This window comes from Acinetobacter sp. HZNU-JH01 (assembly GCF_037996845.1).
Classification (GTDB): domain Bacteria; phylum Pseudomonadota; class Gammaproteobacteria; order Pseudomonadales; family Moraxellaceae; genus Acinetobacter; species Acinetobacter haemolyticus.
Window position 1 is genome coordinate 664907 of record NZ_JBBMZX010000001.1, and the last position, 25065, is coordinate 689971.

Sequence of the window (25065 nt, forward strand, 5' to 3'; positions counted from 1 at the left end):
GATAGAGATTTAGAACATATGCAAATTTACTTGGCACGTAATAATCAACAAGCTGGTCCATACACACTAGAACAAGTCAATCAAATGCTTGCAAGCCAACAAGTTCTACTTACTGATCTTGCTTGGCATGAAGGTATGAGTGAATGGAAAACGCTCGGTGAGTTAACCCAAGGAAAACTTGTGTATGAACCAATCGGTCATACATCAACTCCATTTCCATCACCACAGCCTACCGAGACTGTATCTGCTACACAACAATACCAAGCAAAAACCTCAGCAGAGGAAACAAAAACTGTCGAGCTTGCATCAATTGGCTCACGAGCTTTTGCTAAAGCAATCGACTTTATGTTGTGGCTTCCAATTGCAATGATTCCATCATTCTATTTTACTGAAGAGCAGCACGGACAGCTTGCTGATATTCAAAAACAAATGCAGGCGGCTGAATTTGCTTCTGCCAAAGCGGCTGAATTGCAACAACAAATCTTTCAGCTTATCCCTCCTGAAGCATGGCAAAGCATGATGATTTACATTGTCGTTATGCTCATGGTTCAAGCATATTTCATTGCTAAATCTGGTCAGAGTATCGGCAAAAAATTAACTCGTATCAAAATTGTGGATGTAGAAAATAATAATCAAGTTAGCCTCATTCGTGCTTTTTGGCTTCGTAGTGTTGTTTTTATTATCCTAAATTTGCTGCTAGTTCCAATCATTACCATCATTGATTATGCATTTGCAATCAGCTCAAACCGACAAACTTTGCACGATAAGTTCGCAAAAACCAAAGTGATTAAGCAATAATTACAAATCGATAAAGAAAAGAGGATTTATTCCTCTTTTCTTTATATTAAGCTGATATTTATAGAAAAAGCATATAGCCAAATAACAATCCTTACAAAATAAATCGGTTTTTAAAACAAGCATTTCAGACCACTTTATCAGTAGCTTAGTTTTTCAATATGAGGCATAATGCCCAACAACGTAGCGGTGTCGCATAATTGCTAAGCATTTCACAAAAAATTCTTATCATTCATGCGACACTTTAATCGCTATCCCATAATTTAATTAGGGAATGGGACTCTTCACCGAGGTTGTAAAATGAGACAAACGATTTTAGCTGTATTGTCTTTATCAACGCTTGCTGTGCTCTTAACTGGGTGCGGTGGTGATATGGTACTTCTAAACAATAAAGGTCCAGTTGGTCAAGGTCAAAGTAGCCTAATGATGACTGCGATCTATCTCATGCTATTGGTGGTTATTCCATCAATTGTTATGGCATTGTGGTTTGGTTGGAAATATCGCGCGTCGAATAAAGATGCAGACTATAAACCTACATGGGCACACTCTACAGCAATTGAAATTGTTGTTTGGGGTATTCCTGTCATTATTATTGGTATTTTAGCTTGGTTAACTTGGTGGGGTTCCCACAAGTACGACCCTTACCGTCCGTTAGAGTCTGATAAAGCTCCATTAACGATTCAAGTTATTGCTGAACAGTTTAAATGGATCTTTATCTATCCTGAGCAAAACATTGCAACGGTAAATGAAGTACGCTTCCCAGAACAAACGCCTGTAAGCTTTAAGATTACATCTAACTTCACAATGAATTCATTCTTCATTCCACAGTTAGGTGGTCAAATCTATGCCATGGCAGGTATGCAAACTCACCTCCATCTATTGGCAGATGAACCTGGTGTATTCCGTGGTATCTCAGCAAACTATTCAGGCTACGGTTTCTCTCAAATGCGCTTCAAGGCACATAGTGTAACTGAACCAGAGTTTGCACAGTGGGTAGAAGCTGTTAAAGCGGGTAATGGTACAAGTATCAATGCTGAAGCAATTCAAAAAGGTACACTTGACCAAGCTGAATTAGCGACTCTTAAAGATGGCAATCGTTCTAAATATCAGATCGAAGCACTTGTAGCAAAAGCAAAGACTCCAGAAGAAAAGCAAGAGGCTGAAGAAATGAAGCCTTACCCTACAGAGCCACATCCTGTGACTTATTATTCTTCAGTTGAGCCTAAATTATTCGAATCTGTTATCAATCATTATATGAGCAACTATCATGGTGCAGACCACTCAGCTCCTGCTGAGCATGCAACTGAAGCAACTCATACCAATGATGAACATGCCACAGCTTCTGCAGAGGAATAAGACATGTTTGGAAAGTTAGGACATGATGCAATTCCGCACGATCCGATCGTGTTGGTCACAGTTGCAATGATGGTTTTAGGTGGTATCGCGCTTGTTGCTGGTATTACTTATTTCAAAAAATGGGGCTATCTGTGGAACGAATGGTTCACATCAGTAGACCATAAAAAAATCGGTATTATGTATATCATTGTATCTGTAATCATGCTATTGCGTGGTTTCGCTGATGCAATCATGATGCGTTTACAACTTTTCCTCGCTAAAGGCGGTGGTGAAGGTTACCTACACCCAGAACACTACGATCAGATTTTTACCGCACACGGTGTAATCATGATCTTCTTCGTGGCAATGGGTCTAGTCGTAGGTATGATGAACATCTCGGTGCCATTGCAAATTGGTGCGCGTGACGTTGCATTCCCATTATTGAACTCACTTAGCTTCTGGTTATTTGCCGGTGCTGCGGGTCTTATGATGGTTTCTCTAGCACTAGGTGAGTTCGCTGCAACAGGTTGGATGGCATATCCTCCTCTGTCAGGAATCGAATATTCTCCTGGTGTTGGTGTAGATTACTATATTTGGGCACTACAGGTTTCTGGTCTAGGTACGCTTTTAACGGGTGTTAACTTCTTCGTTACCATCATCAAAATGCGTGCACCTGGCATGAAACTAATGGACATGCCGATCTTCACTTGGACTTCACTTTGTACGGCTGTCTTGATTATTGCATCGTTCCCTGTTTTAACAGGTACACTTGCAATGTTAACGTTAGACCGTTATTTCGGCTTCCATTTCTTCACAAATGAGCTTGGCGGTAGTCCAATGCTTTATGTGAACTTGATTTGGACATGGGGTCACCCTGAAGTATATATCTTGGTATTACCAGCATTTGGTTTATACTCAGAAATCGTTGCAACTTTCTCTCGCAAGACGTTGTTCGGTTACAAATCAATGGTGTATGCAACAATCGCAATTACTGTACTTGCATTCGTTGTATGGCTTCACCACTTCTTCACCATGGGTGCTGGTGCGAACGTAAATGCGTTCTTCGGTATCATGACCATGGTTATTGCGATTCCGACTGGTGTAAAAATCTTCTCTTGGTTATTCACCATGTATAAAGGTCGCATTACCTACACGACTCCAATGTTATGGACGCTTGGCTTCCTTGTAACATTCGGTATCGGTGGTTTGACTGGTGTACTTATGGCTGTTCCACCTGCGGACTTCCTAGTACATAACTCACTCTTCTTGATTGCTCACTTCCACAACGTAATTATCGGTGGTGTGGTGTTTGGTATGTTTGCCGGCATCATTTTCTACTGGCCGAAAATGTTTGGTTGGAAGCTCAATGAAGCATGGGGTAAAGCTGCGTTCTGGTTCTGGTTCATTGGTTTCTATTTTGCATTCATGCCGCTTTATATCCTTGGTTTCATGGGTATGACTCGTCGTTTGAATACATATGACAACCCTGAATGGGATCCGTACTTAGCGATCGCGTTATTTGGTGCTGTTCTTATTGCAATCGGTATTGCATGTTTCTTAATGCAAATCATCGTTGGCTTCTTACAACGTAAGGACAATATGGACTACACAGGTGACCCATGGGATGGCCGTACGCTTGAATGGGCAACTTCTTCTCCTGCTCCGTTCTATAACTTTGCGCATGTTCCTGCTGCTGATGGTATTGATCGCTTCTGGACTGACAAAGAAAATGGTGTTGCCTACGCTCGCAATACAAAGTATGAAGATATCCACATGCCGACAAATCGTGCTGCTGGTTTCGTCATTGCGATGTTCATTACCATTCTTGGTTTCGCGCTCATCTGGCATATTTGGTGGCTTGTAGTGGTTTCATTTGCTGCGTCTATCATCAGCTTCATCGTAAGCTCATTCACTAAGAATGTTGACTACTATGTTCCCGCTGCTGAAGTTGAACGTATTGAAAATGAACGCTATGCGTTACTTGAAAAACACTTGAAGAAGGACTAAGGATATGGCTGAAGTACTTCATCACGATAACCACGGACACGACGGTCATCACGAACATGATGATACAGACTTAACGGTCTTTGGTTTCTGGACATATTTGATGAGTGACTTGATCCTTTTCGGATCACTCTTCATCGCATTTGCTGTATTAAGCAGTCATATTCCACCGGGTACACCTAGTGCTTACGACTTATTCCATGATTCTTTGGGATTGGTTTTAGCTGAAACCTTTGCACTCCTAATTTCCTCTGTGACATTTGGTTTTGCAGTACTTGCATCATACAAAAAGAACGTTAACCAAGTTCTTTTATGGTTAATCGTTACTTTTATTTTTGGTGCAACGTTCATTGGGATGGAAATCTATGAGTTCCATCACCTTGTTCATGAAGGTTATGGACCAACAAAGAGTGCGTTCTTATCTGCGTTCTTTACTTTGGTTGGTACGCATGGTATCCACGTAACTTCTGGTCTAGTGTGGATGGCTGTTTTGATGTATCAAATCAAACAGAACGGTTTGACACTACCGAATACACGTCGTCTTGCTTGCTTAAGCTTGTTCTGGCACTTCCTTGACATCGTTTGGATCTGTGTATTCAGCGTCGTTTACTTACTGGGAGTTCTCTAATGAGTAGTCATGACCATAATGCTGCAGGTGCATCGCACGGTAATGTAAAACAATACACAGTAGGCTTTATTCTTTCTGTCATTCTTACCATCATCCCTTTCGGGATGGTGATGGCAGGTGGTTTTAGTCGTGGCATTTTAGTTACTGTCATTGCAATTACTGCAGTTGCTCAGGTACTTGTACAGCTTGTGTACTTCCTACACATGAATACATCATCTGATCAGCGTTGGAATCTTATTGCATTTATCTACACGATTTTATGTATTGCCGTACTTTTAGTTGGCTCTGTGTGGATTATGAATTACCTACACTACAACATGATGATCTAAACTGATTGTCATGTGGAAAAAGTACTTATTCCTGACTAAGCCAGGAATTCTCTTCGGTAATTTTATTACCACCTTGGGCGGCTTCTTTTTAGCCGCCCAAGGCTCCATAGACTACCTCTTATTATTACTTACACTTATCGGAACAACGCTCGTCGTTGCATCAGGATGTGTTGTAAATAATGTAATTGACCAAGACATCGATCAAAAAATGCAACGCACTATGAATCGTGCGCTTGTCAAGAAAACCATTTCCCCTACTGTCGCAATGTGTTATGCACTTGTGTTAGGTGTAATGGGGTTCAGCATCCTTTGGTTCTTTATCAACGCGTATGCTTTTTTATTTGCTGTAATTGGTTTTGTGGTTTATGTCGGTTTTTATAGTTTGTGGACAAAACGCACCACAATCCATCAAACCGTTATTGGTAGTATTTCTGGAGCGAGTCCACCTGTCATAGGTTATACGGCTGTGAGTCATCAATTTGATATGGCGGCTTTATTGCTCTTTGTTGCATACGCTTTATGGCAAATGCCACATTCATGGGCAATTGCCATCTATCGTTTTGATGATTACAAAAATGCAGGAGTTCCAATTTTACCAGTCGCTCGTTCAATCATACGAACCAAAATTGAATCACTGATCTATGTGGTTTTATTTACATTGGCGATGAACGCATTATTTATTTATGGATACACCGATATTTTGTTTTTGGTGATCTGTAATGTACTTTGTGTTTACTGGCTTTATATTGGTATCTTAGGATTTAAAGCAGAAAATGATCAGCTTTGGGCAAAGCGCTTTTTCTTATTCTCTGTGATTTTAATTACAGTAATTAGTTTAAGTTTTAGCTTCACCTTTAAAACCCCTGCACCACTCTTTCCAATTTTTTAAAAAAGATAGAGAACCTCTCTATCTTTTTCTCATCGCAAACATCTTGCATTTCTTAGAAGTTTTCCTTGTTATTTGATTGAAAACCACCTAAAATTCACGCTTCGCAATTTGCGACATAACTTTTTAGTTATGACTCCTTGCTTCTAATTTATACATTAGGGGCTGTTTAAACCGTAAGGAGCTGACAATGCGTCACTACGAAATCGTACTTTTGGTACATCCAGACCAAAGCGATCAAGTTGTAGGTATGGTTGAACGCTATATCTCTCAGATCAAAGAAGCTGAAGGTCAAATTCACCGTTTAGAAGATTGGGGCCGCCGCCAATTGGCTTACCCGATTAATAAGATTCACAAAGCACACTACATTCTTATGAATGTTGAATGTGGTCAAACGACTCTTGATGAATTAGAAGAATTGTTCCGTTATAACGACGCAATTATTCGTAACATCATCATCCGTCGTGAACACGCAATTACTGAAGAATCTTTACTTGCTAAGAGTGCTGAAGAAAAACGTGCGCGTAAAGCTCAACGTGAAGAAGCACAACAAGCAGTACAAGAAGCTGAATAAGGAGAACATCAATGGCACGTTTTTACCGTCGTCGCAAGTTCTGCCGCTTTACAGCTGAGAATGTTGCGTACATCGACTACAAAGATATCGACACTTTAAAACAGTACATCACTGAAAACGGCAAGATTGTTCCTAGCCGTATTACAGGTACTAAAGCTCGTTATCAACGTCAATTAGCGTTAGCTATTAAACAAGCTCGCTATTTGTCTTTGATTCCGTACACTGACAACCATAAGTAAGTGAGGTGAGCTGTGGACGTTATCTTATTACAACGCATTAAGAACCTTGGTAAATTAGGCGACAAAGTATCAGTTAAAGCTGGTTACGGTCGTAACTTCTTGATCCCTCAAGGTAAAGCTGTAGCTGCAACTGAAGCAAACACTGCTGCTTTTGAAGCTCGTCGTGCTGAACTTGAAAAACAAGAAGCTGATATTTTAGCTGCTGCAAATGCACGTGCTGAACAATTGAACGAAGTAAATATCGTAATCACAGCTAAAGCTGGTGATGAAGGTAAACTGTTCGGTTCTATCGGTACTCGTGATATTGCTGATGCTTTAACGAACGCTGGTCTTGTTGTTGACCGTGCAGAAGTTCGTTTACCAAATGGTGCGCTTCGTCACACTGGTGAATTCAACATCGCAATCCAATTGCATCATGATGTTGTTGCTGAAGTTCTCGTTACTATCGTATCTGAGTAATTTCTGCAAAGAAAAAGAGCATGTTTTACATGCTCTTTTTTTATGTCTGCTGATTTGTAAATTATTCTATTTATTGAACATACAGCTAACCTATCTGCAATAAATATTTCACATAATCCACCGCACTCTGATTGATTTCATTCCTCGTAGGTTGAGTCTCTCCTTCTTCAGGATTTGTATCCATTCCATAAAAAACATACATGGGTTGATAATCGGCTTTTACATATCGCGCAGTTAATTCAAAAGGTAAACACAACTCTTTTAGAGAAAATTGATAGCGACCATCTGCTGCATAATCTTTTTCTTTAATGCCAGCAGAAACTGCTAGCGTTATTTTCTTATCTTTTAACTGATTTCCTGCTGAACCATAGGCCCAACCATAAGTCAGTACATCATCAAGCCACTGTTTCAATAATGGCGGACAGTTAAACCAATAAATCGGAAACTGAAGAACCAAATTTTGATGTGATTCAACCAATGCTTGTTCTTTTGCCACATCAATATGCCCATCAGGATACTGTTGATAAAGGTGATGCACAGTAAATTCATCTGAATATTGGCTCAACTCCTCAATCCATCGTTTATTTATGACAGAGTTTTCAATATCTGGATGAGCAACAATCACGAGTGTTTTCTTCATTTCAAACCATCACAACAGACATTTAAGTCTTTCACTAACAAGTATGAAATTAATTATAAAAGCATGCTACAAATTATATAAGTACGGTCATTATGGTTATATACTAAACCAAAAGTTAGTGTCAGAAGATAACGATGGAAACCTGCGCACCACCACATATTGACTTAGGACAAACTGATTTTGGATATACGCTTTCCTTAATCAATGGTAAATACAAAATGATTATTATGTATTGGCTTTATCAACATAAATCTATTATGCGATTCAATGAGTTAAAACGCTCAATTGGTAATATTTCATTCAAAACCTTAAGTTTAACCTTGAAAGAAATGGAAAAAGATCAACTGATTATTCGTAAGGAATATCCACAAATTCCCCCTAAAGTTGAATATTGCTTATCAGAACGAGGACTATCCTTGATTCCTCTATTAGATATGATGTGCCAATGGGGGGCAGCCAATCGGCTCTGAACTCACCCACACTTTTTCACCACTTACACAATTTTCAATGAATTAAATTGTCGCGTTGACCTCCATTTGGATTAAGATAGTCACTCGGTTATGTTTCATCTTTTTTATTAGGTCTTGTTATGTCACAGGCGAATGCCAATTTTACAAAAAATTCTCCAAACACAGAGAGTAAAGTGAGTGACTCAGGTCAGCTAAAGGAGTTTCGTACCCCTCCCCACAATCTTGCGATTGAACAAGCAGTTCTTGCTGCGCTGATGACAGTTGCTGAGTCTTTTGAACAAGTAAGTGATCTACTCAAAGAAAATGATTTTTATGCGACACGTCATAAATATATTTATCGCGCCATCGAAAAACTGGCACAGGAAAACTCACCGTATGATGCCGTTTTGGTCAATGACTGGTTACTCAAACAAAACCTGTTAGATGCAATTGGTGGTGAAGAATACTTGATGCAATTGATGGCTGACTCACCTTCAAGCTTCTATAATCTTGAAACTTATGCCAATAAAATCAAAGAGTTCTCAACACTACGTACCATGATCAAAGTCAGCAGTGATATTTTACAAAATGCGTATGACACCAAAGGTCGACCTGTCAGTGAAATTCTAGATTTAGCAGAAACTCAAATTTTCTCTTTAGCAGAACAACACAATAATAATAAGAAAGATTCGGGCCCCAAATCGATTAGCTCAGTTACCGCGGATGTCATCACTAAATTAGATGAATTATCAAAACTTGATGGAAACATTACAGGTTTAACTACAGGGTTTGTGGAGCTTGATAATAAAACCTCAGGTATGCAAGCCGGTGACTTGATTATTGTTGCGGCTCGTCCATCTATGGGGAAAACCACTTTTGCCATGAATTTGGTTGAAAGTGTATTGCAATACAACAGATTACCAGCGTTAGTGTTTTCTATGGAAATGCCAGCAGACTCTATCGCCATGCGTTTGATTTCTGCGATGGGTAAAGTTCATCAGGGACATTTGCGCTCAGGTAATCTTGATGCCGATGAGTGGACCAAGGTTACAGGTACGATTTTGCAGCTTCAAGAGATGCACCTATATATTGATGATTCTTCTGCTCTACCTCCAACAGAACTTCGTGCCCGTGCACGACGAATTGCCAAAATGCATGATGGCAAAATCGGTTGTATTATGGTCGATTACTTACAATTGATGAAAGTCCCTGGTATGGGTGATAACCGTGTTGGCGAGATTTCAGAAATCTCTCGTAGCTTAAAAGCCTTAGCCAAAGAAATGAACTGTCCAGTGATTGCACTTTCACAGCTTAACCGTAGTTTGGAGAACCGACCAAACAAACGTCCTGTAATGTCTGACTTACGTGAATCCGGTGCAATCGAACAGGATGCTGACTTAATCATGTTCATTTATCGTGATGAAGTCTATAACAAAGAATCAAAAGAAGCAGGTACAGCTGAAATCATTATTGGTAAACAGCGTAATGGTCCGATCGGTAGTGTTCGCCTTGCCTTTGAAGGTCAATACACTCGTTTTAGTAATCTCTCACCTGAGTTCTACGCTCAATATGATGATGAAGAATAATTCCTATATTATTGATTAAAATTGCTTTTTATATTATCCGAGTCGTCCCAAAGGAGAAATCAGGGTGCGCCAAGCAACAGTTTATATTGACAGTAAAGCACTGCAATATAATTTAAACCGTGTTAAACAACTTGCACCAAATTCAAAAATTGTCAGTATGGTCAAAGCCAATGCCTACGGACATGGAATTAAAGACTGTTTAACAGCCTTAGCGGCCACGGATGCTTTTGGTGTCGCCTGTTTAGAAGAAGCCCTAGAAATCAGGCGGCTTGGATATTTACAGCCAATCACCCTAATTGAAGGTGTATTTTCAGCAGATGAGATGATTCATGTTATTGAACAGAAACTAGAATGCGTCGTTCATCATGCTCAACAAGTTGAATGGCTGCTTGCTCATAAAGATCAATATCAAGCTTTGGATTTAAAAGTTTGGGTAAAACTCAATAGTGGGATGAATCGTTTAGGTTTCAAAGTTTCTGAAATCATTACTGTGATCCAACGTTTAAAAGCAGAAGGTTTTAACTGCGTTTTAACAATGCATTTTGCCAATGCTGATACGGATCATCCACTAAATGAACAACAAAAAATGCAGTTTTTACAAGTGAAACAAGCATGTGAACCTATTCTTGCTTCATGTTGTAATTCTGCTGCCATTTATAGATATCCAGAATTGCATTTCGATTTTGTACGGCCAGGAATCATGCTCTACGGCGCATCACCATTTGCAGACAAGAATGTTGAAGCCCTTGATCTAAAGCCAGTTATGACCTTCAGCGCAGAAATCATTGCCTTAAATCAAATTCAGCAAGGTGAATATGTTGGTTATGGTTCAACCTATGTCGCTACACAAGATATGACGATCGCTATCGTTTCGATCGGCTATGGAGATGGCTATCCTCGTGCATATATAAAACCTAACTTTGTGGCAATTTACGATCAACTTATACCCGTCATAGGACGTGTAAGCATGGATATGATTGCGATTGATATCAGTAATTTAAATGCAGAAATCGGAACTAAAGTCGAGCTTTGGGGTAATACTCGACTGGTCGATGACGTTGCAGAGGCAAATGGAACCATTGGTTATGAACTACTCTGTAGGCTGAGCCAACGACCTCAACGCAGACTTAACTAAAAAGATAATGCTAAGTTCAAAACTGTTTTGAACTTAGTTAACTTACTTGATCCATTTCAATTTCAGCCAACAAGGGAATAAATGCACAAATTGAATCCTTATTTAAAAGATAAGGATTAAAACTTTCCTGTCCAAGTTGTTGAAAGAAAATCGAAATAGCGCTATTTTTCCGTACAAACTTCATAGACCAATCTTGGAATAGCCCCTGCTCCACATTTCGTGCAGGAAATGTATAAACTTGTTCATGCCGCCTATCTTTTTTAATTTTTTCAAATAATTGCATAATGGTGGTTTGATCCCCTTCCAAGCATTGGAAAAAATAACCATCCGCGAAATAAAGCACACCGTAAATATGATTTAAATAATTAAAATGATGTGCTTCATTTAAAATATCTCTCAAATCAGACAATAGGCTCTGTGGATCTGATAAAGCTTTACTGGCATAACAAAATTGAAAAAGCATTCTTATAACTCTTATAGGTTCAACTTGATTATGCCCAAGTTTTTGATTAAACCCAATAATCTTCAGTCGGTTTCGGTAATTCTTGTAACCCGCGCCTTAACGTTTCAGACCATTGTTTACTTATTTGGGTAAAATAAGGATCTTCTTCCCCGATTCTCTTTCCTTTAGGAATAATAAAACTATCTTTATAATAAACCAAAGCGTCTAAAGGTAAGCCAACAGAAACATTGGAACGTAAAGTTGAATCAAAAGAAATTAATGTACAACGTAAAGCATCATCCAAAGGCATATCATAATGTAAAGCGCGATCAAGAATGGGCTTACCGTACTTACTTTCACCAATTTGAAAATAAGGAGTATCAGTAGTGGCCGAAATAAAGTTTCCTTGAGGATAAACATTATATAATTGCATTTCCTCCCCTTTAATTTGACCAGCCACCAAAATACTTCCAGAATAATTCATCTGTTCTTGAGTATTCGAAGTAATATCTTCCAATACAGTTTTTAATGTTTTGCCAACCAGTTCCGCCACTTCAAACATATTATTTGCACTGTACAAGTTTGGCTCGTGATTAAAATTCAGCGCGTTTTGCAAATGACTAATCACAGCTTGCGTTGTTGCCAAATTCCCTGCTGTTTGAATTGCGATAAAGCGTTCACCAACCACACCAAAAGTATGCAATTTACGAAATACAGAAATATGATCGACCCCTGCATTGGTGCGCGTATCACTAATCAACACCAAACCCTGTTCTAATCTCAATGCACAACAATAGGTCATCTTTTTCTCTTTACACTCAACACGCCAAAACCTGAACACTAGACATCATGCTTTCAACTCCTCCTTGCTCGCGCACACCACGAACAGGTGCGACATCGAGATAATCACGTCCGATTGCAACATAAATATGATTTTGTGGAGCAAATATCTGATTACTAATATCGAAACAATACCACTGATTCTCTACAAATGCTTCCGCCCATGCGTGACTGGCAAGGTGCGGTTGGTTTTGATCATACAAATAACCAGAAACATATCGTGCAGGTATCTGCAAAGCACGGCACATAGCAACAAAGACATGTGCATGATCTTGACACACTCCTTGTCCCGCATAAAATGCATCTATGGCGGACGTTGTCACTGATGTACTTTGCGGTTGATAAGGCACACGTTCTAGGATTGCTTCTGACAAATCAATCAAATGCTGACGATTTAAACGCAGAACAATAGATTTCGCAAAGTCTAGCATCGTTGAATCATAACAAGACATCGTCGTGCGCTGTAAAAACAGCATCGGAGAAATATGACTTTCAAAATGGCCTAACTCAGTCGCATGTAAATCAATAACTCCCTGCGCCATAATCGTTAAATAGCGATAATCATGCCTTTGTGTTGCTGTCATCCAAAGATTATTAAATGCATCTCTTTTACAGTTTGACTCTCCTGGCACACTAATATGCCAAGTTTCAACGGTTTGATGTTGAGAACTTTGAGGCATCATTTTTATCGACTGCACGCTATTACGTGCAGTCTGTGTATAACGATAATGTGTTTGATGATTCACCATAAGTTTCATGCATACACCTCAAATTGATTCTCTAGCCGATATGTAAATGCATAAAACTGGTTAATATAAGGTTCAGATTTAAAAATCTCCCAACTAGGTTGTAATTCATCCCAGCCTAAATCAAACAACTGATGAATCGTTAATTCTGTTACACCCATAACCTTATGAATATTTTGATAAAACCTAAAATAAGTATCTATCTGCTCAATACATTGCCCTATTCTAAAAAATAAAGAAATATCCTCTTGCTCTGCTGTTAAAAGCTCACAACATCTATTCACTATACGTTGAATATCTAAAGCATTTGCTTCCACATTTTTGATCAAGAAATTCAGCTCAGCGTAAGCCTGTGCGCTCAATAATCCTCTTAGTTCATGAATATTGTCACGAGCAATCTCTAATTGATTTAACAGCGAAAATGGCTGTTGTTTGTCTAACATAAATTGATTTAAGTTATCGGCACTATCTATCTGCAAACAAAGAGCGTATGCAAAATCCGCAGCCTGCCGGTCATCCGTAAAGGGCAACTGATTAGTAACATATTGTATTCTATATAAATAACGACCTAACCAATATACATGTTGTGCACTTGAGCGAAGTAAAATCATCCAATTTCTCCTTAAATTCATTTCTAAAATCACAATAGTTTTATAAAAATCCCTCACGATTTAAGAATGATTTTAAGAACGCAATGTTTCTACAACCCAAGTATCTTTGATCCCTCCGCCTTGTGATGAATTGACAACTAAAGATCCAGCTTGCATCGCAACACGAGTCAAACCACCAGGAACAATCTCTGTACGATATGGTGAACTTAATATAAATGGACGCAAATCGATATGTCTTTCAGCCACACCTTGATCTGTAAGTGTTGGTGCAACTGATAATGCCAAAGTAGGTTGTGCTATATACAAATGTGGGTTTGCCATGAGCTTTTGTCTAAAGCATTCAATTTGATGTTGATCTGATTGCGGGCCTATTAACATCCCATAGCCACCAGAGCCTTGAGCCTCTTTAACAACTAACTTTTCTAAATTACTTAATACATAATCTAATTGATCAACATCTCTACATTGATAGGTTGGCACATTATTTAAAATCGGTGCTTCACCCAAATAGAATTGAATCATCTGATCCACATAAGGATAAATTGACTTGTCATCAGCCACACCAGTTCCTGGCGCATTTGCAATTACAACATTGTTTTGAAGATAAGCAGACATTAGTCCTGCAACACCCAATGTACTATCAGGTCTAAAGATTAAAGGATCTAAGAAATCATCATCTAAACGACGGTAAATCACATCCACTTGCTGACGACCACGAATCGTTTTGACAAAAACTTTATCATCATCTACAAAAAGATCACGACTCGTAACAAGGGGAACATCCATTTCTCTAGCTAAAAATGCATGCTCATAATAAGCACTATTAAATCGACCTGGTGTCAGCACTACGATCAATGGATTATCGACATACGCATTCTCCTCAAGAATCGCTCGAAGTAAAGTCGGATACTGTTCAATGCTTTTTAAATTATTACTCGTACATAAATCAGGCATTAACTTTTGACTAATCTTTCGACTCTCAAGCATATAAGAAACACCAGAAGGTGTTCTTAAATTATCCTCCAGTACATAAAATTCACCATTGCCATCTCGAATAATATCAATACCACTAATCTGCGAATAAATTTTCCCTTTTAAATGATGCTTTAACATATGAGGCTGAAATGCTTCATGTGTCATGACTTGATGCTCTGGAATTAAGCCCTCTTTGAGAATGTGTTGCCCATGATAAATATCATCTAAAAAATAATTGAGTGCTTTTACTCGTTGTGTACAACCTGCAGCTATTTTTTCCCATTGCTTTTTTTCTATCACTCGAGGGATCAAATCAAAAGGGATCGTTCGCTCTAATCCCTCTTCTTCGCCATACACATTAAATGTAATGCCCTGATATAAGAAATGCTGTTTTGCTTGTGACTCTAAATGATTCAATTCATCCAAACTACGCAGACTCAACCATTGTTCAATCTTCTTAGATGCCTCACCATTAAAGCTATGATCATCTAACATTTCATTAAAGAATTGGGATTTTAGTTGTTCAAATAGATTTACCTTTGCTTGAAGCTGCTTGATAAATGTAGACGACTGCAATGAAACCGCCGCTGTTTGATCTGCGGTGTAATATTCTGAAGTGATATTTAGGTTGTGTTCTTGTTCTGACATAGAAACCTCGTCTCATCATTTATACATAAATCAAATAAGCAATTTCAGTGCCACTAATAACTCGTTTATTTTTTAATCAGACTTAAGATATTCGAGCAAATCCCAATGCTTTTCAGTCGTAAAAGCGTAATCTAAATGTGATGGACTTGATAAATAGAGATAGATTTTTTATTGTGTCTGCTTTAGACCACTTAAATACGTATTACGCTTATGTCTTCCACACAAGAAAAAGAAACATCGAACAGTTTATATCGCCAATGGCAAATCCTATCCCGCTTATCAACTGGAAAATGGATGGGTACACGAGAATTACAAGAAATATTAGAACGTGAAGGTATTGAGATCAGTCTACGTACCATTCAACGTGATTTAAATCAAATCGCGCAACGCTTTCCGATTGAAAGTAATAAAACCGTACCCCAAGGCTGGCGTTGGCGCTCAGATGCACCGATTCAAAGTTTGCCTCATATGACTAGCTCCCAAGCAGTCACTTTTATGATGGTTGAAGAACACCTAAGACATTTACTTCCACCAAGCTTGCTAGAAGAAATGACACCTTGGTTTGACCTCGCTAAACGAAGTCTTTCAACTCAGAATAATGTAAGACAGTGGATTAACCGTGTTCGGATTGTACCTGCTAACCAACCTCTCATCCCTCCTGTTGTCGATAAACAAGCTCAACAAGCCATTTATGAAGGCTTATTACAAGACAAACAAATTGAATGTGTTTATCGTGCTAGAACCAATCAAGGTGAAGATAAAACCTATATCCTCAATCCGCTTGCTTTGGTTCAAAAAGGTGCTGTAATTTATTTAATTTGTACTCGAAATGACAAAACTGAAGTACAAACCTTTGCCTTGCACCGTTTTAAAGCAGCCACGGTACTTGATAATCGTGCTTTACACCCCGTTAATTTCGATATCGATGGTTATATTGACTCTGGTGCACTTGGTTTTAGAGTTGATTATAGTAAGCCAACAGAACAAATTTTGTTGAAGCTTACCATGACTGAAAATACGGCCCAAAGCTTCTATGAAAGTCAATTAAGTAAAGACCAGACGATTATCTCTATCGAAGAGAATATTGTTGAGGTATCTGCGACAGTTCCCTTCACCTCACAATTGGTATGGTGGCTCAGAAGTTTTGGCAAGAAACTGCTCAATATCGAACCTGTTGCTGTATATAATGCGGTGAAGGAAGTTGAAGAAAATTAAATAAAAAAGAGAACCATTTGGTTCTCTTAGACTTATTAGAATTTTTTATTTAAAGATAAGGTTTTTATTTTTATACATACTGTATAGGACTTATTTTTATGCCCGCCAGATCAAAATAAGTCCCACCAACGATGAAAAGCTGATAATGAATTAACATCGGCATGCTAGCTCATATCCATTGTAGCGAATCGTTTTTTTCGTCATGATTAAACCCTCTTTGTTTGAACGTAAAACAAATATAACGAGAATTTTTCAGTCTGTGAAATAACAAAGATCGCAATAAAAATCTAATTATCAGCTAGAGATTTTAAATATATAAATCTATAAAAATAAAAAGCCCCCATATGGGAGCTTTTCAATCATCACATCAGCTTATGCTGAAAATGGATGACGTAATACAATTGTTTCCGCACGATCAGGACCAGTTGAAATAATATCAATTGGACATTCAATCAACTGCTCAAGACGTTTAACATATGCTAAAGCATTCGCAGGAAGTTGATCAACTTGAGTTAAGCCAACTGTCGATTCGCTCCAACCAGGCATAGTTTCATAAATTGGCTTCAAGCTTTCAAATGAAATCGCGTCAGAAGAACCTGCACAGCCTGAATCTACATCTTCATAACCTACACAGATTTTGATTTCTTCTAAACCATCTAATACATCGAGCTTAGTTAAGCAAATACCAGATAAAGAGTTCACTTCAACTGAACGACGTAAGATTTCAGCATCAAACCAACCACAACGACGTTGACGACCAGTAGAAGCACCAAATTCATGACCTACTGTGCCTAAATGACGACCAATCGCATCACCTGTATCCGTCGAAGCATCATAATGCAATTCTGTTGGGAATGGGCCTGCGCCTACGCGTGTCGTATATGCTTTGGTAATACCGAGTACATAGTCTAAATGTAATGGTCCCATACCAGAACCAGAGCTTACGCCACCAGCAGTTGTATTTGAACTTGTTACGTAAGGATAAGTACCGTGATCGATGTCAAGTAATGAACCTTGTGCACCTTCGAACATGATTGCCTTACCTTCTTTACGGTAATCATGTAACACTTTAGTTACATCAATCACGAGTGGTGCAAGCACTTCACGCCATTCATTACAAAGCGCAAGAACGTCTTCAAACTTCACTTCTTCAACGCCATAGAATTGAGAAAGTTGGAAGTTATGAAGCTCAAGCATTTCCTGAAGTTTTTCTTCAAGCAATGCACCACCACGAATCAAATCAGCTACGCGGACCGCACGACGGGCAACTTTATCCTCATAAGCTGGACCAATACCACGACCTGTTGTACCAATTTTGGCATTACCACGTTTTTTCTCACGTGCTTGGTCAAGCGCAATATGATTTGGCAAAATCAATGGGCAGTTTGGAGAAATACGCAAACGTTCTTTAACAGGTACGCCTTCCTCTTCCAAAATCGCCATTTCTTTGATTAATGCTTCAGGAGAAAGCACTACACCATTGCCAATTAAGCACAATACGTTTTCACGTAAAATACCTGATGGAATGAGGTGTAAGACAGTCTTCTTACCACCGACCACAAGAGTATGACCTGCGTTGTGTCCACCTTGATAGCGAACTACCGCAGCCGCTTGATCTGTGAGCAGGTCGACGATTTTACCTTTTCCTTCGTCGCCCCATTGGGTACCAAGTACCACAACATTTTTGCCCATAATAGCCTCATTACATCATGCTGTTAAAATTGGAAACTAAGTTTTCAAACAACTTAGCGATTAAATTTTTTCAATAACCCACTGTCCATTTTGAGACACCATTTGATGGGTCGCATATGGTACAGAGCTTAAATCATCATTACCTAACAATTGCACCACACGTAAACCTTGACTACGTGCATCTATAATTGCATTCAATAAATCTTGATCATTACCTTTTGGGGCAACGACAGTCTCAATTTCTACAAACTGTGTTGCACCTAAAGCATATAAATCACAACTAAATCCTGTCGCTGGACGCGCGCGTCCAAAATGTTCACCGATACCATCATATCGACCACCTTGAGCAAGTGGTGCCGCACGATTTGGTGCATAAATGGCATACATCAGACCAGTATGATAGTGGTAGCTACGTAATTCGATGACATCAATGCCAATGTTTAAATTCGGCCAGCGTGATTGAATTTGTGCGAATGTTGATTTCAGTGCATCAAAAGCATTTTTAAAATCTTCATCCTTTAGAATATCTTGGCTTAAGTGACTTTCTAACGCATCTAGATCACTTGCATAACGACCTAATGCATAAAAATCAGCACCCATAGCTAAATCTTTAGTAAATTCTTCAAGCTCAGGCAATGCTTTACGCTGATATAAATCAGAGAGTTCACTTTCAGTATTTTTATTTAATCCAGCACGTTTTACTAAACTACGGAATAAACCAACGTGTCCCAAATCTAGATGAACACCCTCTAAACGACGCGTATGTTTAAGTAGGGCCAACATCACATCAATCATTTCCACATCGGCTTCAATGCTGTCATGACCATATAACTCAGCACCCAACTGCAAAGGTGCACGAGTTGAATTAAAGTTCTGAGGTTTAGTATGTAATACTGTGCCCGCATAACAATAACGAGCTACACCTTCAATTGGTCGAACATGAGCATCAATACGTGCAACTTGTGGTGTCATATCCGCACGAACACCAAGCAAACGACCAGATAGTTGATCAATCACTTTGAAAGTAACTAAATCTAAATCTTGATTGGATTCTGAAAGTGAAGACAACGATTCGATGTATTCAATAAATGGCGTATACACCAACTGATAACCTCGAACGGCGAGGAAATCTAAAGCTTCTCGGCGCAATGTTTCAACGACTTGCGCTTGTTCGGGCAATACATCTGCTACCCCGTCAGGGAGCAACCATGTCTGTGAAATGGTCATGTTCCAAACCTAAAATCTGTTCAACGTGGAGGCATCCACATAAAAAGCAACCACATAAAAAAATCGGGTGAATGCCCGATTCAGCGTAGTGTAGCATGAAGATTTACATGATGCACCTGAGAATTTGCATAAAAACTGCTTACTCCACCCTATAAAAAATAAACAGTTTTTATTTAATTAATCATTAATTTCAATAAACTACCATTACTGATTAGGTTCAAAAACCCAAGTTCGCTGTCCAAAGAACTGCCCAATAGCTGAACTATCCCCTTGTTTCCAATTGATCAATTTCAGTTTTTGGATTGCTGTAATGGCTTGTTCATTATATGCAAAGCACCCTTTTTCTAATCGAGCAACGCGAAGTTTCTGACTTAATAGAAGTTCTTCTTTAATTCTACTATCGAAATCAAAATTAGTGTTGTTAAGTTCTTCCAACCGTTTGCTCTCATAATTCAAACTCAGCGCAGCGTCCCATACTAATGGTGAAGTTAAGACTGCACGGAATGTTTGATCATCGGTATTTCCAACAACTCCGAAAGTGCCCCAACTATCGTATTTATTGACTAAAAAAATCCAATCCAAATTATGCCAATTCCCCAAAACAAGTCATAATCTGCTTTATTCGTATGAGAGTTTAAATTCTCGTATGTATTTAGAGTATTTTCTCTCTCCTGCTTGAATGATTGATTATCAACAACAAAATTTAAAGTAATATAGGGTTGATTCCATTGTGTTTCTTTTAAGCGATAACAAGAACTACCTTTAGGGAAAATGGCATCTTTATAATTTTGATAAAATTTAACCAACTCTTGATCCAAGCGGTCATTTAGCTCATTACTCAAATCATGCGTTTCACGATACCCAGGTAACACGCGATCAAATATATTTTCGCCATCCAAATTCAAAATTTCAAATGTTAAATTTTGCTTTAGTTCTGGTAAAAGCTCATAAGTCCACAGTGTTGGTGAAACTCTCTTGATCAGATTACTTTTTGGCGTATTAATTTCAAAAATTTTATTTTCAGTGAGAATCTTCAAATCTAAGGGTTCATTATGTGACTTTGAAAAATTAATTTCATTATTTCTTATTGAGTACTTTGTGATTTCAAAAGAGTCAAAAATATAACCTTCAGAGAAAAGCGGTTTTTGATAATAAACTTGATATAAGGCCTCCTCATTCTTAACATTTGTTTCGGCTTTGCTTTTCTCGCTAGAGCCTCCTCCACATGCTGTCAAGATACCCCCTGAACTAAGTATAAAAAATACACCTATTCTTGAATAAAACTTCATATATTTCCTTTTAATTTTAGTCTTATTAAATCGACAAAAGAATAAAAGTATTAATTATAGCAAGCAACTTTAATATATTAAAAATCATTTTTTAAGCAGTCTAAATATTTTTATGAATAATCAAACACATTAATCCCTATATTATTTAGCTCAACTTAATATTAAGAATAAACTTTAATAAAAGAATTTCCTTTATAGCCATTTAGTTATATTATGCATATGCCTAAATTTCAGGCGATTCATTATAAAAATGATATTTAATCAATGAGGGTTTTATGAAAATAAAAATCATAATAGGCCTGTTATGTATGGGGATACTAACAGGCTGTGGTAATGATGAGGATTCTAAATCAAACACACCACTTACACCTGCCGAAAAAATTGCAAAAATGGAAAATAGCGGTGAGCTACCAAAACTTGATCGTACTGATACTGTTGCTGGTATTGATGCTGATCAGAATGGTATTCGTGATGACATTGATGCATATATCCAAAAAACCTATCCAACAGAGGAACAACGCAAAGCCGTTAGTCAGTATGCAAAACAGTTACAGAAAAAATTACTGGCAGATACACAAAATAAAATTCTAGTAAAACAAATCACAAATGAAGGGTCGAGAGCCATTGGTTGTATTTATGAACGTTTTAGCAATGGTGATTCCAAAAATGGAAGTGTGGTACAAGAAATACTCGGTGTAACAACCAATACCAAGCCACGACTATCAGCTTATATGCAGTTTGATAAGGCTTTAGATGGTACGGTCATTTCTTTACCAAGTGAGGATGTATGCGATGAATAAAAAAATTATTCCACTTATCCTCTCTTTTACATTAATTTTTCCTAGCTACCTTCATGCAAATGAAATTTCAGAAGAAAATAATATTTGCAAAGTCGATGGAGAAACTATTTTTGCCTTTTTCAATGGTGTCATGACACCTCATGATCTTGCCGAAGACAATTTAAGAAAATTGAAAATCATCCATGGCGCAACCACTCCAGATGGTGGAACCATTGACTATGACGTGATGTATAACCACTCCAATGGTTATGAAGATTTTGTCGAAACTTTTGAACAGCGTTTTGAAGAACAGCATCTATTAAGAGAGCGCTGGGAACTCTTCTTTCAAGTGTTAAAAGATCAAGGCACTTGGTGGGATCGAATTAACCTTAGTATTCCTGAGTTAATTGTTAATGCTGGGCAATGGCGACAAGTATTACAAGCAAACTTTATTAAAAACTTATCTGCCTTATTGGCAAATCCACCTGCAACGATTGCTAACTATGAAGAGCATCAAACAAAAATCGACAGTTGGATACTAGAAGGGAAAAAACTGCTTTTTGTTGCTCATTCACAAGGCAACCTATTTGTAAATAACGCATACAACTACACGACAAGTAAAGTATCCAGTGAATCAGTTCAAGTGATACACATTGCCCCTGCCTCACCAATCACCAATGGCTCACATGTTCTTGCGGATCAAGATTTAGTCATTAATGGACTGCGAGCATTTGGTAGTGTGCCACCTGTTACCCATTACATTCCGATATTCAAACCATTGATGAATAATCATGGGCGTGACTTTTTGGGGCATGGTCTCATAGAAACGTATATGAACCCAGCCTTTGGTATGTATGAAAGTATCAAAGGGTATGTCGATATTGCATTAGCAACATTAAAAGCACCTCCAACCCAAGCTAGTCAAGGATTCTTCACTGCAACCTTATCATGGGATGGAAGTGGGGATGTAGATTTGCATACATTTGAACCATCAGGTAGTCATGTATTTTATAGCAACAAGCAAGGTACATCAGGCTATCTGGATGTAGATAATACACATAGCTTTGGTCCAGAGCATTATTTCGCAAGTTGTGATAAGACCAAGCTCTCAACAGGTGTTTATAACATTTCTTTAGCAAACTATGCTCGTGCAGAAGGTAGAAAAGCAACTGTACAAATTTCATCAGATGCTGCTGGCGTACTTGGTACAAAATCTGTCGTAATGGGTGCTGAAACAAGGAATACACCCACATTCGACATGTTTAATGTTCGAGTTAATCTAGATCCTGAAACTCAAAAGTATTCTGTTTCTTTGGAATAGTCTGATCAGACTTGCATATTGTTTTTATGAGGAATACTCCCCTAATGTCTTAGGGGATATTTCTTAAGTGATATCATAACCAACGTCAAATATTAAGTTCATATAATAAAAATTATTTTCAATCAATGAGGGTTTCATGAAAATAAAAATCATAATAGGTCTGTTATGTATGGGGATACTAACAGGCTGTGGTAATAATGAGGATTCTAAATCAAACACGCCACTTACACCTGCCCAAAAAATTGCAAAAATGGAAAGTAGCGGTGAGCTGCCAAAACTCGATCGTACCGATACTGTTGCTGGTATTGATGCTGATCAGAATGGTATCCGTGATGATATTGATGCATATATCCAAAAAACATACACAACAGAGGAACAACGCAAAGCCGTAAGTCAGTATGCAAGAAGCTTACAATCCTCAATTTTAGTTAATATAGAGGATAAAATTGCTGTCAAAGCGATTACCGATGAAAAGGCTAGAGCAATTAGTTGTATTTCACTAAAAATACCAGATAGTAAGTCTCCAAATGGTGGACGTGTCGTACCAGAAATCCTGAGTATAACCACCAATACCAAGCAACGTCTTTCAGAATATTTTCTCTTAGATAAAGCTTTAGATGGCACAGTCATTTCTTTACCAAATGGAGATGTTTGTCATGAATAATTACTTTTTATAGCTTATTAAACTCTCAAGCACTTTCACCAACTCAGCATTCTGTTTTTCCAAAGCAGCAACATTCGCAATGGTTTTATCTAACACTTCTTGTTGCACATGCATTTTTTTGGCCATATCTTGCATAATTTCTAAGCCTTTTTTTAAATGTAATTCCAAATGCAAAACTTTTTCTTCAACTTGTAACACCTGAGCATCATACGTTGCTTCTGACTTCGTTTTAAATTGAAACCAAAATAAAAATACAACCGCCAGTAATAAAATAGCAATAAATCCCCACATCAACATAAATGTCATTTAAATCTCCAAATTATTTTTTAGTTATAAAATTTATGAGTCAAACGACTCACACAAATCGAGTAAACGATTTGCGTATCCCCATTCATTATCATACCACGCAAAAACTTTTGCTTGATGACCAACCACCATCGTCTGAGTCAAATCAACTATTAAAGAATATGGCGAATGATTAAAATCGCTAGAAACCAGATCTTCATCTGTCACTTGCATAATCTGTGCATAATCAGACTGTGCAGCCTTGACTAATATTTCATTTACTTTATGCACCGTAATTGGTGAATGCGATACAAAGGTTAAATCAATTGCTGCAACATTAATCGTTGGCACTCGGATAGAGTAACCATCTATTCGATTTTCCATTTTCGGCATAACGCGTTTCAATGCGCCTAAAGCACTTGACGTCGTTGGAATAATATTCTGACCTGAAGCCCGTGCTCGGCGTAAATCACGATGCGCATGATCCAAAACAGATTGATCAGCAGTCACTGCGTGAATTTCAGTCATTAATGCTGTATCAATACCAAAAGCATCATCAATAATCTTCACTAAAGGGACTAAAGCTTGCGTGGTACATGAAACGCCAGAGATGATTTGATCAGTTGCTTTTACATCGGCATGGTTTACACCATAAACAATTGCAGCATCCACACTATCAAATGGCGCCGCACCGATAATGACGCGTTTCGCCCCTGCCTCAATATGACGAGTTGCATCCGCTCGCGAACGAAATAACCCCGTACACTCCAGTACTACATCGATCTCTAAATCTTTCCAAGGAAGCAACTCAGGCTGCTCTTGTTTAAATACCTGCAGTTTAAGCTGACGCTGATGGGACTGAATATTTAAAAAAATATGTTGGTTTTCAATCTGAATTTCAACTTGTCCAGCAAAGCGCCCATGTGTTGTGTCGTATTTAAATAGATGTACCAATGTTTGTACGTCAGCGACGTCATTAATTGCAACAATCTCAAATTGGAACTGTTTAGGATTTTCAAACCATGCACGTAATACATTCCGGCCAATTCGACCAAATCCATTGATAGCGATACGTTGCATGCAGAGCCCTTGTTCATCAAAACATCATCATTTATGTGCTATATGGTAAAACATGAAGCGCGCTGTTGAATATAGATTTTTAGCTTAAACACAGTTTTATATGATATTGCTTGTAAAATCGTTGGTCGGATAGGTATTTTCCGTTATAATTTAGCACTTTTAAAATCCATGCCATGCGATAGGCTCGATTGT

The 25065-nt window shown here is 38.2% G+C and carries 28 protein-coding genes; 16 read left to right on the forward strand and 12 right to left on the reverse strand.

The genetic code is table 11. The features are described 5' to 3' along the window. Positions 1 to 18: 18 nt before the first annotated feature. The 9 genes from AAC851_RS03235 (at position 19) to rplI (ending at position 7249) form a co-directional block, all read left to right on the forward strand. Entirely contained in the window at positions 19 to 798 is a 780-nt protein-coding gene (locus AAC851_RS03235; protein ID WP_005090970.1) for an RDD family protein, read from the forward strand. A 297-nt stretch (positions 799 to 1095) separates the two neighbouring features. Next, positions 1096 to 2151: a ubiquinol oxidase subunit II gene (gene cyoA, locus AAC851_RS03240; RefSeq protein ID WP_340600496.1), complete on the forward strand. Its 1056-nt coding sequence runs from the start codon at positions 1096 to 1098 to the stop codon at positions 2149 to 2151. Positions 2152 to 2154: 3 nt separating this feature from the next. Then, positions 2155 to 4137, forward strand: coding sequence for a cytochrome o ubiquinol oxidase subunit I (gene cyoB, locus AAC851_RS03245; protein ID WP_340600497.1), 1983 nt, complete (start codon positions 2155 to 2157; stop codon positions 4135 to 4137). 4 nt (positions 4138 to 4141) lie between these two features. Beyond that, the gene (gene cyoC / locus AAC851_RS03250) at positions 4142 to 4762 is read left to right on the forward strand and encodes a cytochrome o ubiquinol oxidase subunit III (protein WP_340600498.1); all 621 of its coding nucleotides are present in this window, start codon (positions 4142 to 4144) and stop codon (positions 4760 to 4762) included. Continuing rightward, positions 4762 to 5091 carry a cytochrome o ubiquinol oxidase subunit IV gene (locus AAC851_RS03255; protein ID WP_004638542.1) on the forward strand — a complete coding sequence of 110 codons (330 nt, stop codon included), beginning with the start codon at positions 4762 to 4764 and terminating at the stop codon, positions 5089 to 5091. Before cyoC ends, AAC851_RS03255 begins: the two co-directional genes overlap by 1 nt. A 10-nt stretch (positions 5092 to 5101) precedes the next feature. Next, positions 5102 to 5980: a heme o synthase gene (gene cyoE, locus AAC851_RS03260; protein WP_075315778.1), complete on the forward strand. Its 879-nt coding sequence runs from the start codon at positions 5102 to 5104 to the stop codon at positions 5978 to 5980. 187 nt (positions 5981 to 6167) lie between these two features. Next, positions 6168 to 6551 (forward strand): 30S ribosomal protein S6, encoded by a 384-nt coding sequence (gene rpsF / locus AAC851_RS03265; protein WP_004638540.1) that lies wholly within the window; start codon positions 6168 to 6170, stop codon positions 6549 to 6551. 11 nt (positions 6552 to 6562) lie between these two features. Next, positions 6563 to 6790 carry a 30S ribosomal protein S18 gene (gene rpsR / locus AAC851_RS03270; RefSeq protein WP_000090661.1) on the forward strand — a complete coding sequence of 76 codons (228 nt, stop codon included), beginning with the start codon at positions 6563 to 6565 and terminating at the stop codon, positions 6788 to 6790. A gap of 12 nt (positions 6791 to 6802) precedes the next feature. Next, complete coding sequence (gene rplI / locus AAC851_RS03275; protein WP_004638539.1) at positions 6803 to 7249, forward strand: 50S ribosomal protein L9; 447 nt, start codon at positions 6803 to 6805, stop codon at positions 7247 to 7249. An 85-nt stretch (positions 7250 to 7334) separates the two neighbouring features. On the opposite strand, the gene AAC851_RS03280 is transcribed toward rplI, so the two are convergent. Then, entirely contained in the window at positions 7335 to 7889 is a 555-nt protein-coding gene (locus AAC851_RS03280; RefSeq protein WP_160124000.1) for an NAD(P)H-dependent oxidoreductase, read from the reverse strand. Between the two features lie 134 nt (positions 7890 to 8023). On the opposite strand from AAC851_RS03280, the gene AAC851_RS03285 reads away from it, so the two are divergent. The 3 genes from AAC851_RS03285 to alr all read left to right on the forward strand — a co-directional run bounded on the left by AAC851_RS03285 (position 8024) and on the right by alr (position 11059). Next, positions 8024 to 8359, forward strand: a complete 336-nt coding sequence (locus tag AAC851_RS03285) for a winged helix-turn-helix transcriptional regulator (RefSeq protein ID WP_100833537.1) — start codon at positions 8024 to 8026, stop codon at positions 8357 to 8359. 119 nt (positions 8360 to 8478) lie between these two features. Then, positions 8479 to 9924, forward strand: coding sequence for a replicative DNA helicase (dnaB, locus tag AAC851_RS03290; protein ID WP_004638536.1), 1446 nt, complete (start codon positions 8479 to 8481; stop codon positions 9922 to 9924). Positions 9925 to 9988: 64 nt separating this feature from the next. After that, on the forward strand, positions 9989 to 11059 hold the full coding sequence (alr, locus tag AAC851_RS03295; RefSeq protein ID WP_340600499.1) for an alanine racemase: 1071 nt from the start codon (positions 9989 to 9991) through the stop codon (positions 11057 to 11059). Between the two features lie 37 nt (positions 11060 to 11096). Here alr and AAC851_RS03300 read toward each other — a convergent pair whose 3' ends face one another. The 5 genes from AAC851_RS03300 to AAC851_RS03320 all read right to left on the reverse strand — a co-directional run bounded on the left by AAC851_RS03300 (position 11097) and on the right by AAC851_RS03320 (position 15321). Beyond that, a complete protein-coding gene (locus AAC851_RS03300) occupies positions 11097 to 11522 on the reverse strand; it encodes a BLUF domain-containing protein (RefSeq protein ID WP_340600500.1) in 426 nt (141 codons plus the stop codon). Positions 11523 to 11568: 46 nt separating this feature from the next. Continuing rightward, entirely contained in the window at positions 11569 to 12303 is a 735-nt protein-coding gene (locus tag AAC851_RS03305) for a proteasome-type protease (RefSeq protein WP_004638533.1), read from the reverse strand. Between the two features lie 16 nt (positions 12304 to 12319). Continuing rightward, complete coding sequence (locus AAC851_RS03310; protein WP_005090986.1) at positions 12320 to 13099, reverse strand: transglutaminase family protein; 780 nt, start codon at positions 13097 to 13099, stop codon at positions 12320 to 12322. Then, positions 13096 to 13698: an alpha-E domain-containing protein gene (locus AAC851_RS03315; protein ID WP_017396193.1), complete on the reverse strand. Its 603-nt coding sequence runs from the start codon at positions 13696 to 13698 to the stop codon at positions 13096 to 13098. The genes AAC851_RS03310 and AAC851_RS03315 overlap by 4 nt, the downstream gene beginning before the upstream one ends. Before the next feature lie 72 nt (positions 13699 to 13770). Further along, positions 13771 to 15321, reverse strand: coding sequence for a circularly permuted type 2 ATP-grasp protein (locus AAC851_RS03320; RefSeq protein ID WP_340600501.1), 1551 nt, complete (start codon positions 15319 to 15321; stop codon positions 13771 to 13773). Positions 15322 to 15531: 210 nt separating this feature from the next. On the opposite strand from AAC851_RS03320, the gene AAC851_RS03325 reads away from it, so the two are divergent. Beyond that, positions 15532 to 16536 carry a helix-turn-helix transcriptional regulator gene (locus AAC851_RS03325; RefSeq protein WP_075315782.1) on the forward strand — a complete coding sequence of 335 codons (1005 nt, stop codon included), beginning with the start codon at positions 15532 to 15534 and terminating at the stop codon, positions 16534 to 16536. Positions 16537 to 16908: 372 nt separating this feature from the next. Here the strand turns inward: AAC851_RS03325 and AAC851_RS03330 are convergent, their stop codons facing one another. From AAC851_RS03330 to AAC851_RS03345, 4 genes are all read right to left on the reverse strand, one after another. Then, positions 16909 to 18228: an adenylosuccinate synthase gene (locus tag AAC851_RS03330; RefSeq protein WP_005082071.1), complete on the reverse strand. Its 1320-nt coding sequence runs from the start codon at positions 18226 to 18228 to the stop codon at positions 16909 to 16911. A 60-nt stretch (positions 18229 to 18288) separates the two neighbouring features. Next, complete coding sequence (locus tag AAC851_RS03335) at positions 18289 to 19455, reverse strand: ATP phosphoribosyltransferase regulatory subunit (RefSeq protein ID WP_134252598.1); 1167 nt, start codon at positions 19453 to 19455, stop codon at positions 18289 to 18291. 204 nt (positions 19456 to 19659) lie between these two features. Beyond that, entirely contained in the window at positions 19660 to 20037 is a 378-nt protein-coding gene (locus AAC851_RS03340) for a hypothetical protein (protein ID WP_320076769.1), read from the reverse strand. Next, the gene (locus AAC851_RS03345) at positions 20019 to 20744 is read right to left on the reverse strand and encodes a hypothetical protein (protein WP_320076770.1); all 726 of its coding nucleotides are present in this window, start codon (positions 20742 to 20744) and stop codon (positions 20019 to 20021) included. Before AAC851_RS03345 ends, AAC851_RS03340 begins: the two co-directional genes overlap by 19 nt. Positions 20745 to 21019: 275 nt before the next feature. Between AAC851_RS03345 and AAC851_RS03350 the strand changes: the two genes are divergently transcribed. From AAC851_RS03350 to AAC851_RS03360, 3 genes are all read left to right on the forward strand, one after another. Then, the gene (locus AAC851_RS03350) at positions 21020 to 21544 is read left to right on the forward strand and encodes a hypothetical protein (protein WP_134252600.1); all 525 of its coding nucleotides are present in this window, start codon (positions 21020 to 21022) and stop codon (positions 21542 to 21544) included. Then, the gene (locus AAC851_RS03355) at positions 21537 to 22844 is read left to right on the forward strand and encodes a hypothetical protein (RefSeq protein WP_340600502.1); all 1308 of its coding nucleotides are present in this window, start codon (positions 21537 to 21539) and stop codon (positions 22842 to 22844) included. The genes AAC851_RS03350 and AAC851_RS03355 overlap by 8 nt, the downstream gene beginning before the upstream one ends. A gap of 169 nt (positions 22845 to 23013) precedes the next feature. Continuing rightward, positions 23014 to 23508, forward strand: coding sequence for a hypothetical protein (locus AAC851_RS03360; protein WP_340600503.1), 495 nt, complete (start codon positions 23014 to 23016; stop codon positions 23506 to 23508). On the opposite strand, the gene AAC851_RS03365 is transcribed toward AAC851_RS03360, so the two are convergent. Both AAC851_RS03365 and AAC851_RS03370 read right to left on the reverse strand, forming a co-directional pair. After that, positions 23509 to 23814: a hypothetical protein gene (locus AAC851_RS03365; RefSeq protein ID WP_125501952.1), complete on the reverse strand. Its 306-nt coding sequence runs from the start codon at positions 23812 to 23814 to the stop codon at positions 23509 to 23511. Between the two features lie 33 nt (positions 23815 to 23847). Further along, entirely contained in the window at positions 23848 to 24873 is a 1026-nt protein-coding gene (locus tag AAC851_RS03370) for a type I glyceraldehyde-3-phosphate dehydrogenase (RefSeq protein WP_005082062.1), read from the reverse strand. Positions 24874 to 25065 lie beyond the last annotated feature (192 nt).

What these genes read in the sequence shown, in the direction of transcription:
- AAC851_RS03235 (WP_005090970.1), top strand. Translation starts at nt 19, where the DNA reads ATGCAAATTTACTTGGCACGTAATAATCAACAAGCTGGTCCATACACA.
- cyoA (WP_340600496.1), top strand. Translation starts at nt 1,096, where the DNA reads ATGAGACAAACGATTTTAGCTGTATTGTCTTTATCAACGCTTGCTGTG.
- cyoB (WP_340600497.1), top strand. Translation starts at nt 2,155, where the DNA reads ATGTTTGGAAAGTTAGGACATGATGCAATTCCGCACGATCCGATCGTG.
- cyoC (WP_340600498.1), top strand. Translation starts at nt 4,142, where the DNA reads ATGGCTGAAGTACTTCATCACGATAACCACGGACACGACGGTCATCAC.
- AAC851_RS03255 (WP_004638542.1), top strand. Translation starts at nt 4,762, where the DNA reads ATGAGTAGTCATGACCATAATGCTGCAGGTGCATCGCACGGTAATGTA.
- cyoE (WP_075315778.1), top strand. Translation starts at nt 5,102, where the DNA reads ATGTGGAAAAAGTACTTATTCCTGACTAAGCCAGGAATTCTCTTCGGT.
- rpsF (WP_004638540.1), top strand. Translation starts at nt 6,168, where the DNA reads ATGCGTCACTACGAAATCGTACTTTTGGTACATCCAGACCAAAGCGAT.
- rpsR (WP_000090661.1), top strand. Translation starts at nt 6,563, where the DNA reads ATGGCACGTTTTTACCGTCGTCGCAAGTTCTGCCGCTTTACAGCTGAG.
- AAC851_RS03280 (WP_160124000.1), bottom strand. Translation starts at nt 7,889, where the DNA reads ATGAAGAAAACACTCGTGATTGTTGCTCATCCAGATATTGAAAACTCT.
- AAC851_RS03285 (WP_100833537.1), top strand. Translation starts at nt 8,024, where the DNA reads ATGGAAACCTGCGCACCACCACATATTGACTTAGGACAAACTGATTTT.
- dnaB (WP_004638536.1), top strand. Translation starts at nt 8,479, where the DNA reads ATGTCACAGGCGAATGCCAATTTTACAAAAAATTCTCCAAACACAGAG.
- AAC851_RS03300 (WP_340600500.1), bottom strand. Translation starts at nt 11,522, where the DNA reads ATGCTTTTTCAATTTTGTTATGCCAGTAAAGCTTTATCAGATCCACAG.
- AAC851_RS03305 (WP_004638533.1), bottom strand. Translation starts at nt 12,303, where the DNA reads ATGACCTATTGTTGTGCATTGAGATTAGAACAGGGTTTGGTGTTGATT.
- AAC851_RS03310 (WP_005090986.1), bottom strand. Translation starts at nt 13,099, where the DNA reads ATGAAACTTATGGTGAATCATCAAACACATTATCGTTATACACAGACT.
- AAC851_RS03315 (WP_017396193.1), bottom strand. Translation starts at nt 13,698, where the DNA reads ATGATTTTACTTCGCTCAAGTGCACAACATGTATATTGGTTAGGTCGT.
- AAC851_RS03320 (WP_340600501.1), bottom strand. Translation starts at nt 15,321, where the DNA reads ATGTCAGAACAAGAACACAACCTAAATATCACTTCAGAATATTACACC.
- AAC851_RS03325 (WP_075315782.1), top strand. Translation starts at nt 15,532, where the DNA reads ATGTCTTCCACACAAGAAAAAGAAACATCGAACAGTTTATATCGCCAA.
- AAC851_RS03330 (WP_005082071.1), bottom strand. Translation starts at nt 18,228, where the DNA reads ATGGGCAAAAATGTTGTGGTACTTGGTACCCAATGGGGCGACGAAGGA.
- AAC851_RS03335 (WP_134252598.1), bottom strand. Translation starts at nt 19,455, where the DNA reads ATGACCATTTCACAGACATGGTTGCTCCCTGACGGGGTAGCAGATGTA.
- AAC851_RS03345 (WP_320076770.1), bottom strand. Translation starts at nt 20,744, where the DNA reads ATGAAGTTTTATTCAAGAATAGGTGTATTTTTTATACTTAGTTCAGGG.
- AAC851_RS03350 (WP_134252600.1), top strand. Translation starts at nt 21,020, where the DNA reads ATGAAAATAAAAATCATAATAGGCCTGTTATGTATGGGGATACTAACA.
- AAC851_RS03355 (WP_340600502.1), top strand. Translation starts at nt 21,537, where the DNA reads ATGAATAAAAAAATTATTCCACTTATCCTCTCTTTTACATTAATTTTT.
- AAC851_RS03360 (WP_340600503.1), top strand. Translation starts at nt 23,014, where the DNA reads ATGGGGATACTAACAGGCTGTGGTAATAATGAGGATTCTAAATCAAAC.
- AAC851_RS03365 (WP_125501952.1), bottom strand. Translation starts at nt 23,814, where the DNA reads ATGACATTTATGTTGATGTGGGGATTTATTGCTATTTTATTACTGGCG.
- AAC851_RS03370 (WP_005082062.1), bottom strand. Translation starts at nt 24,873, where the DNA reads ATGCAACGTATCGCTATCAATGGATTTGGTCGAATTGGCCGGAATGTA.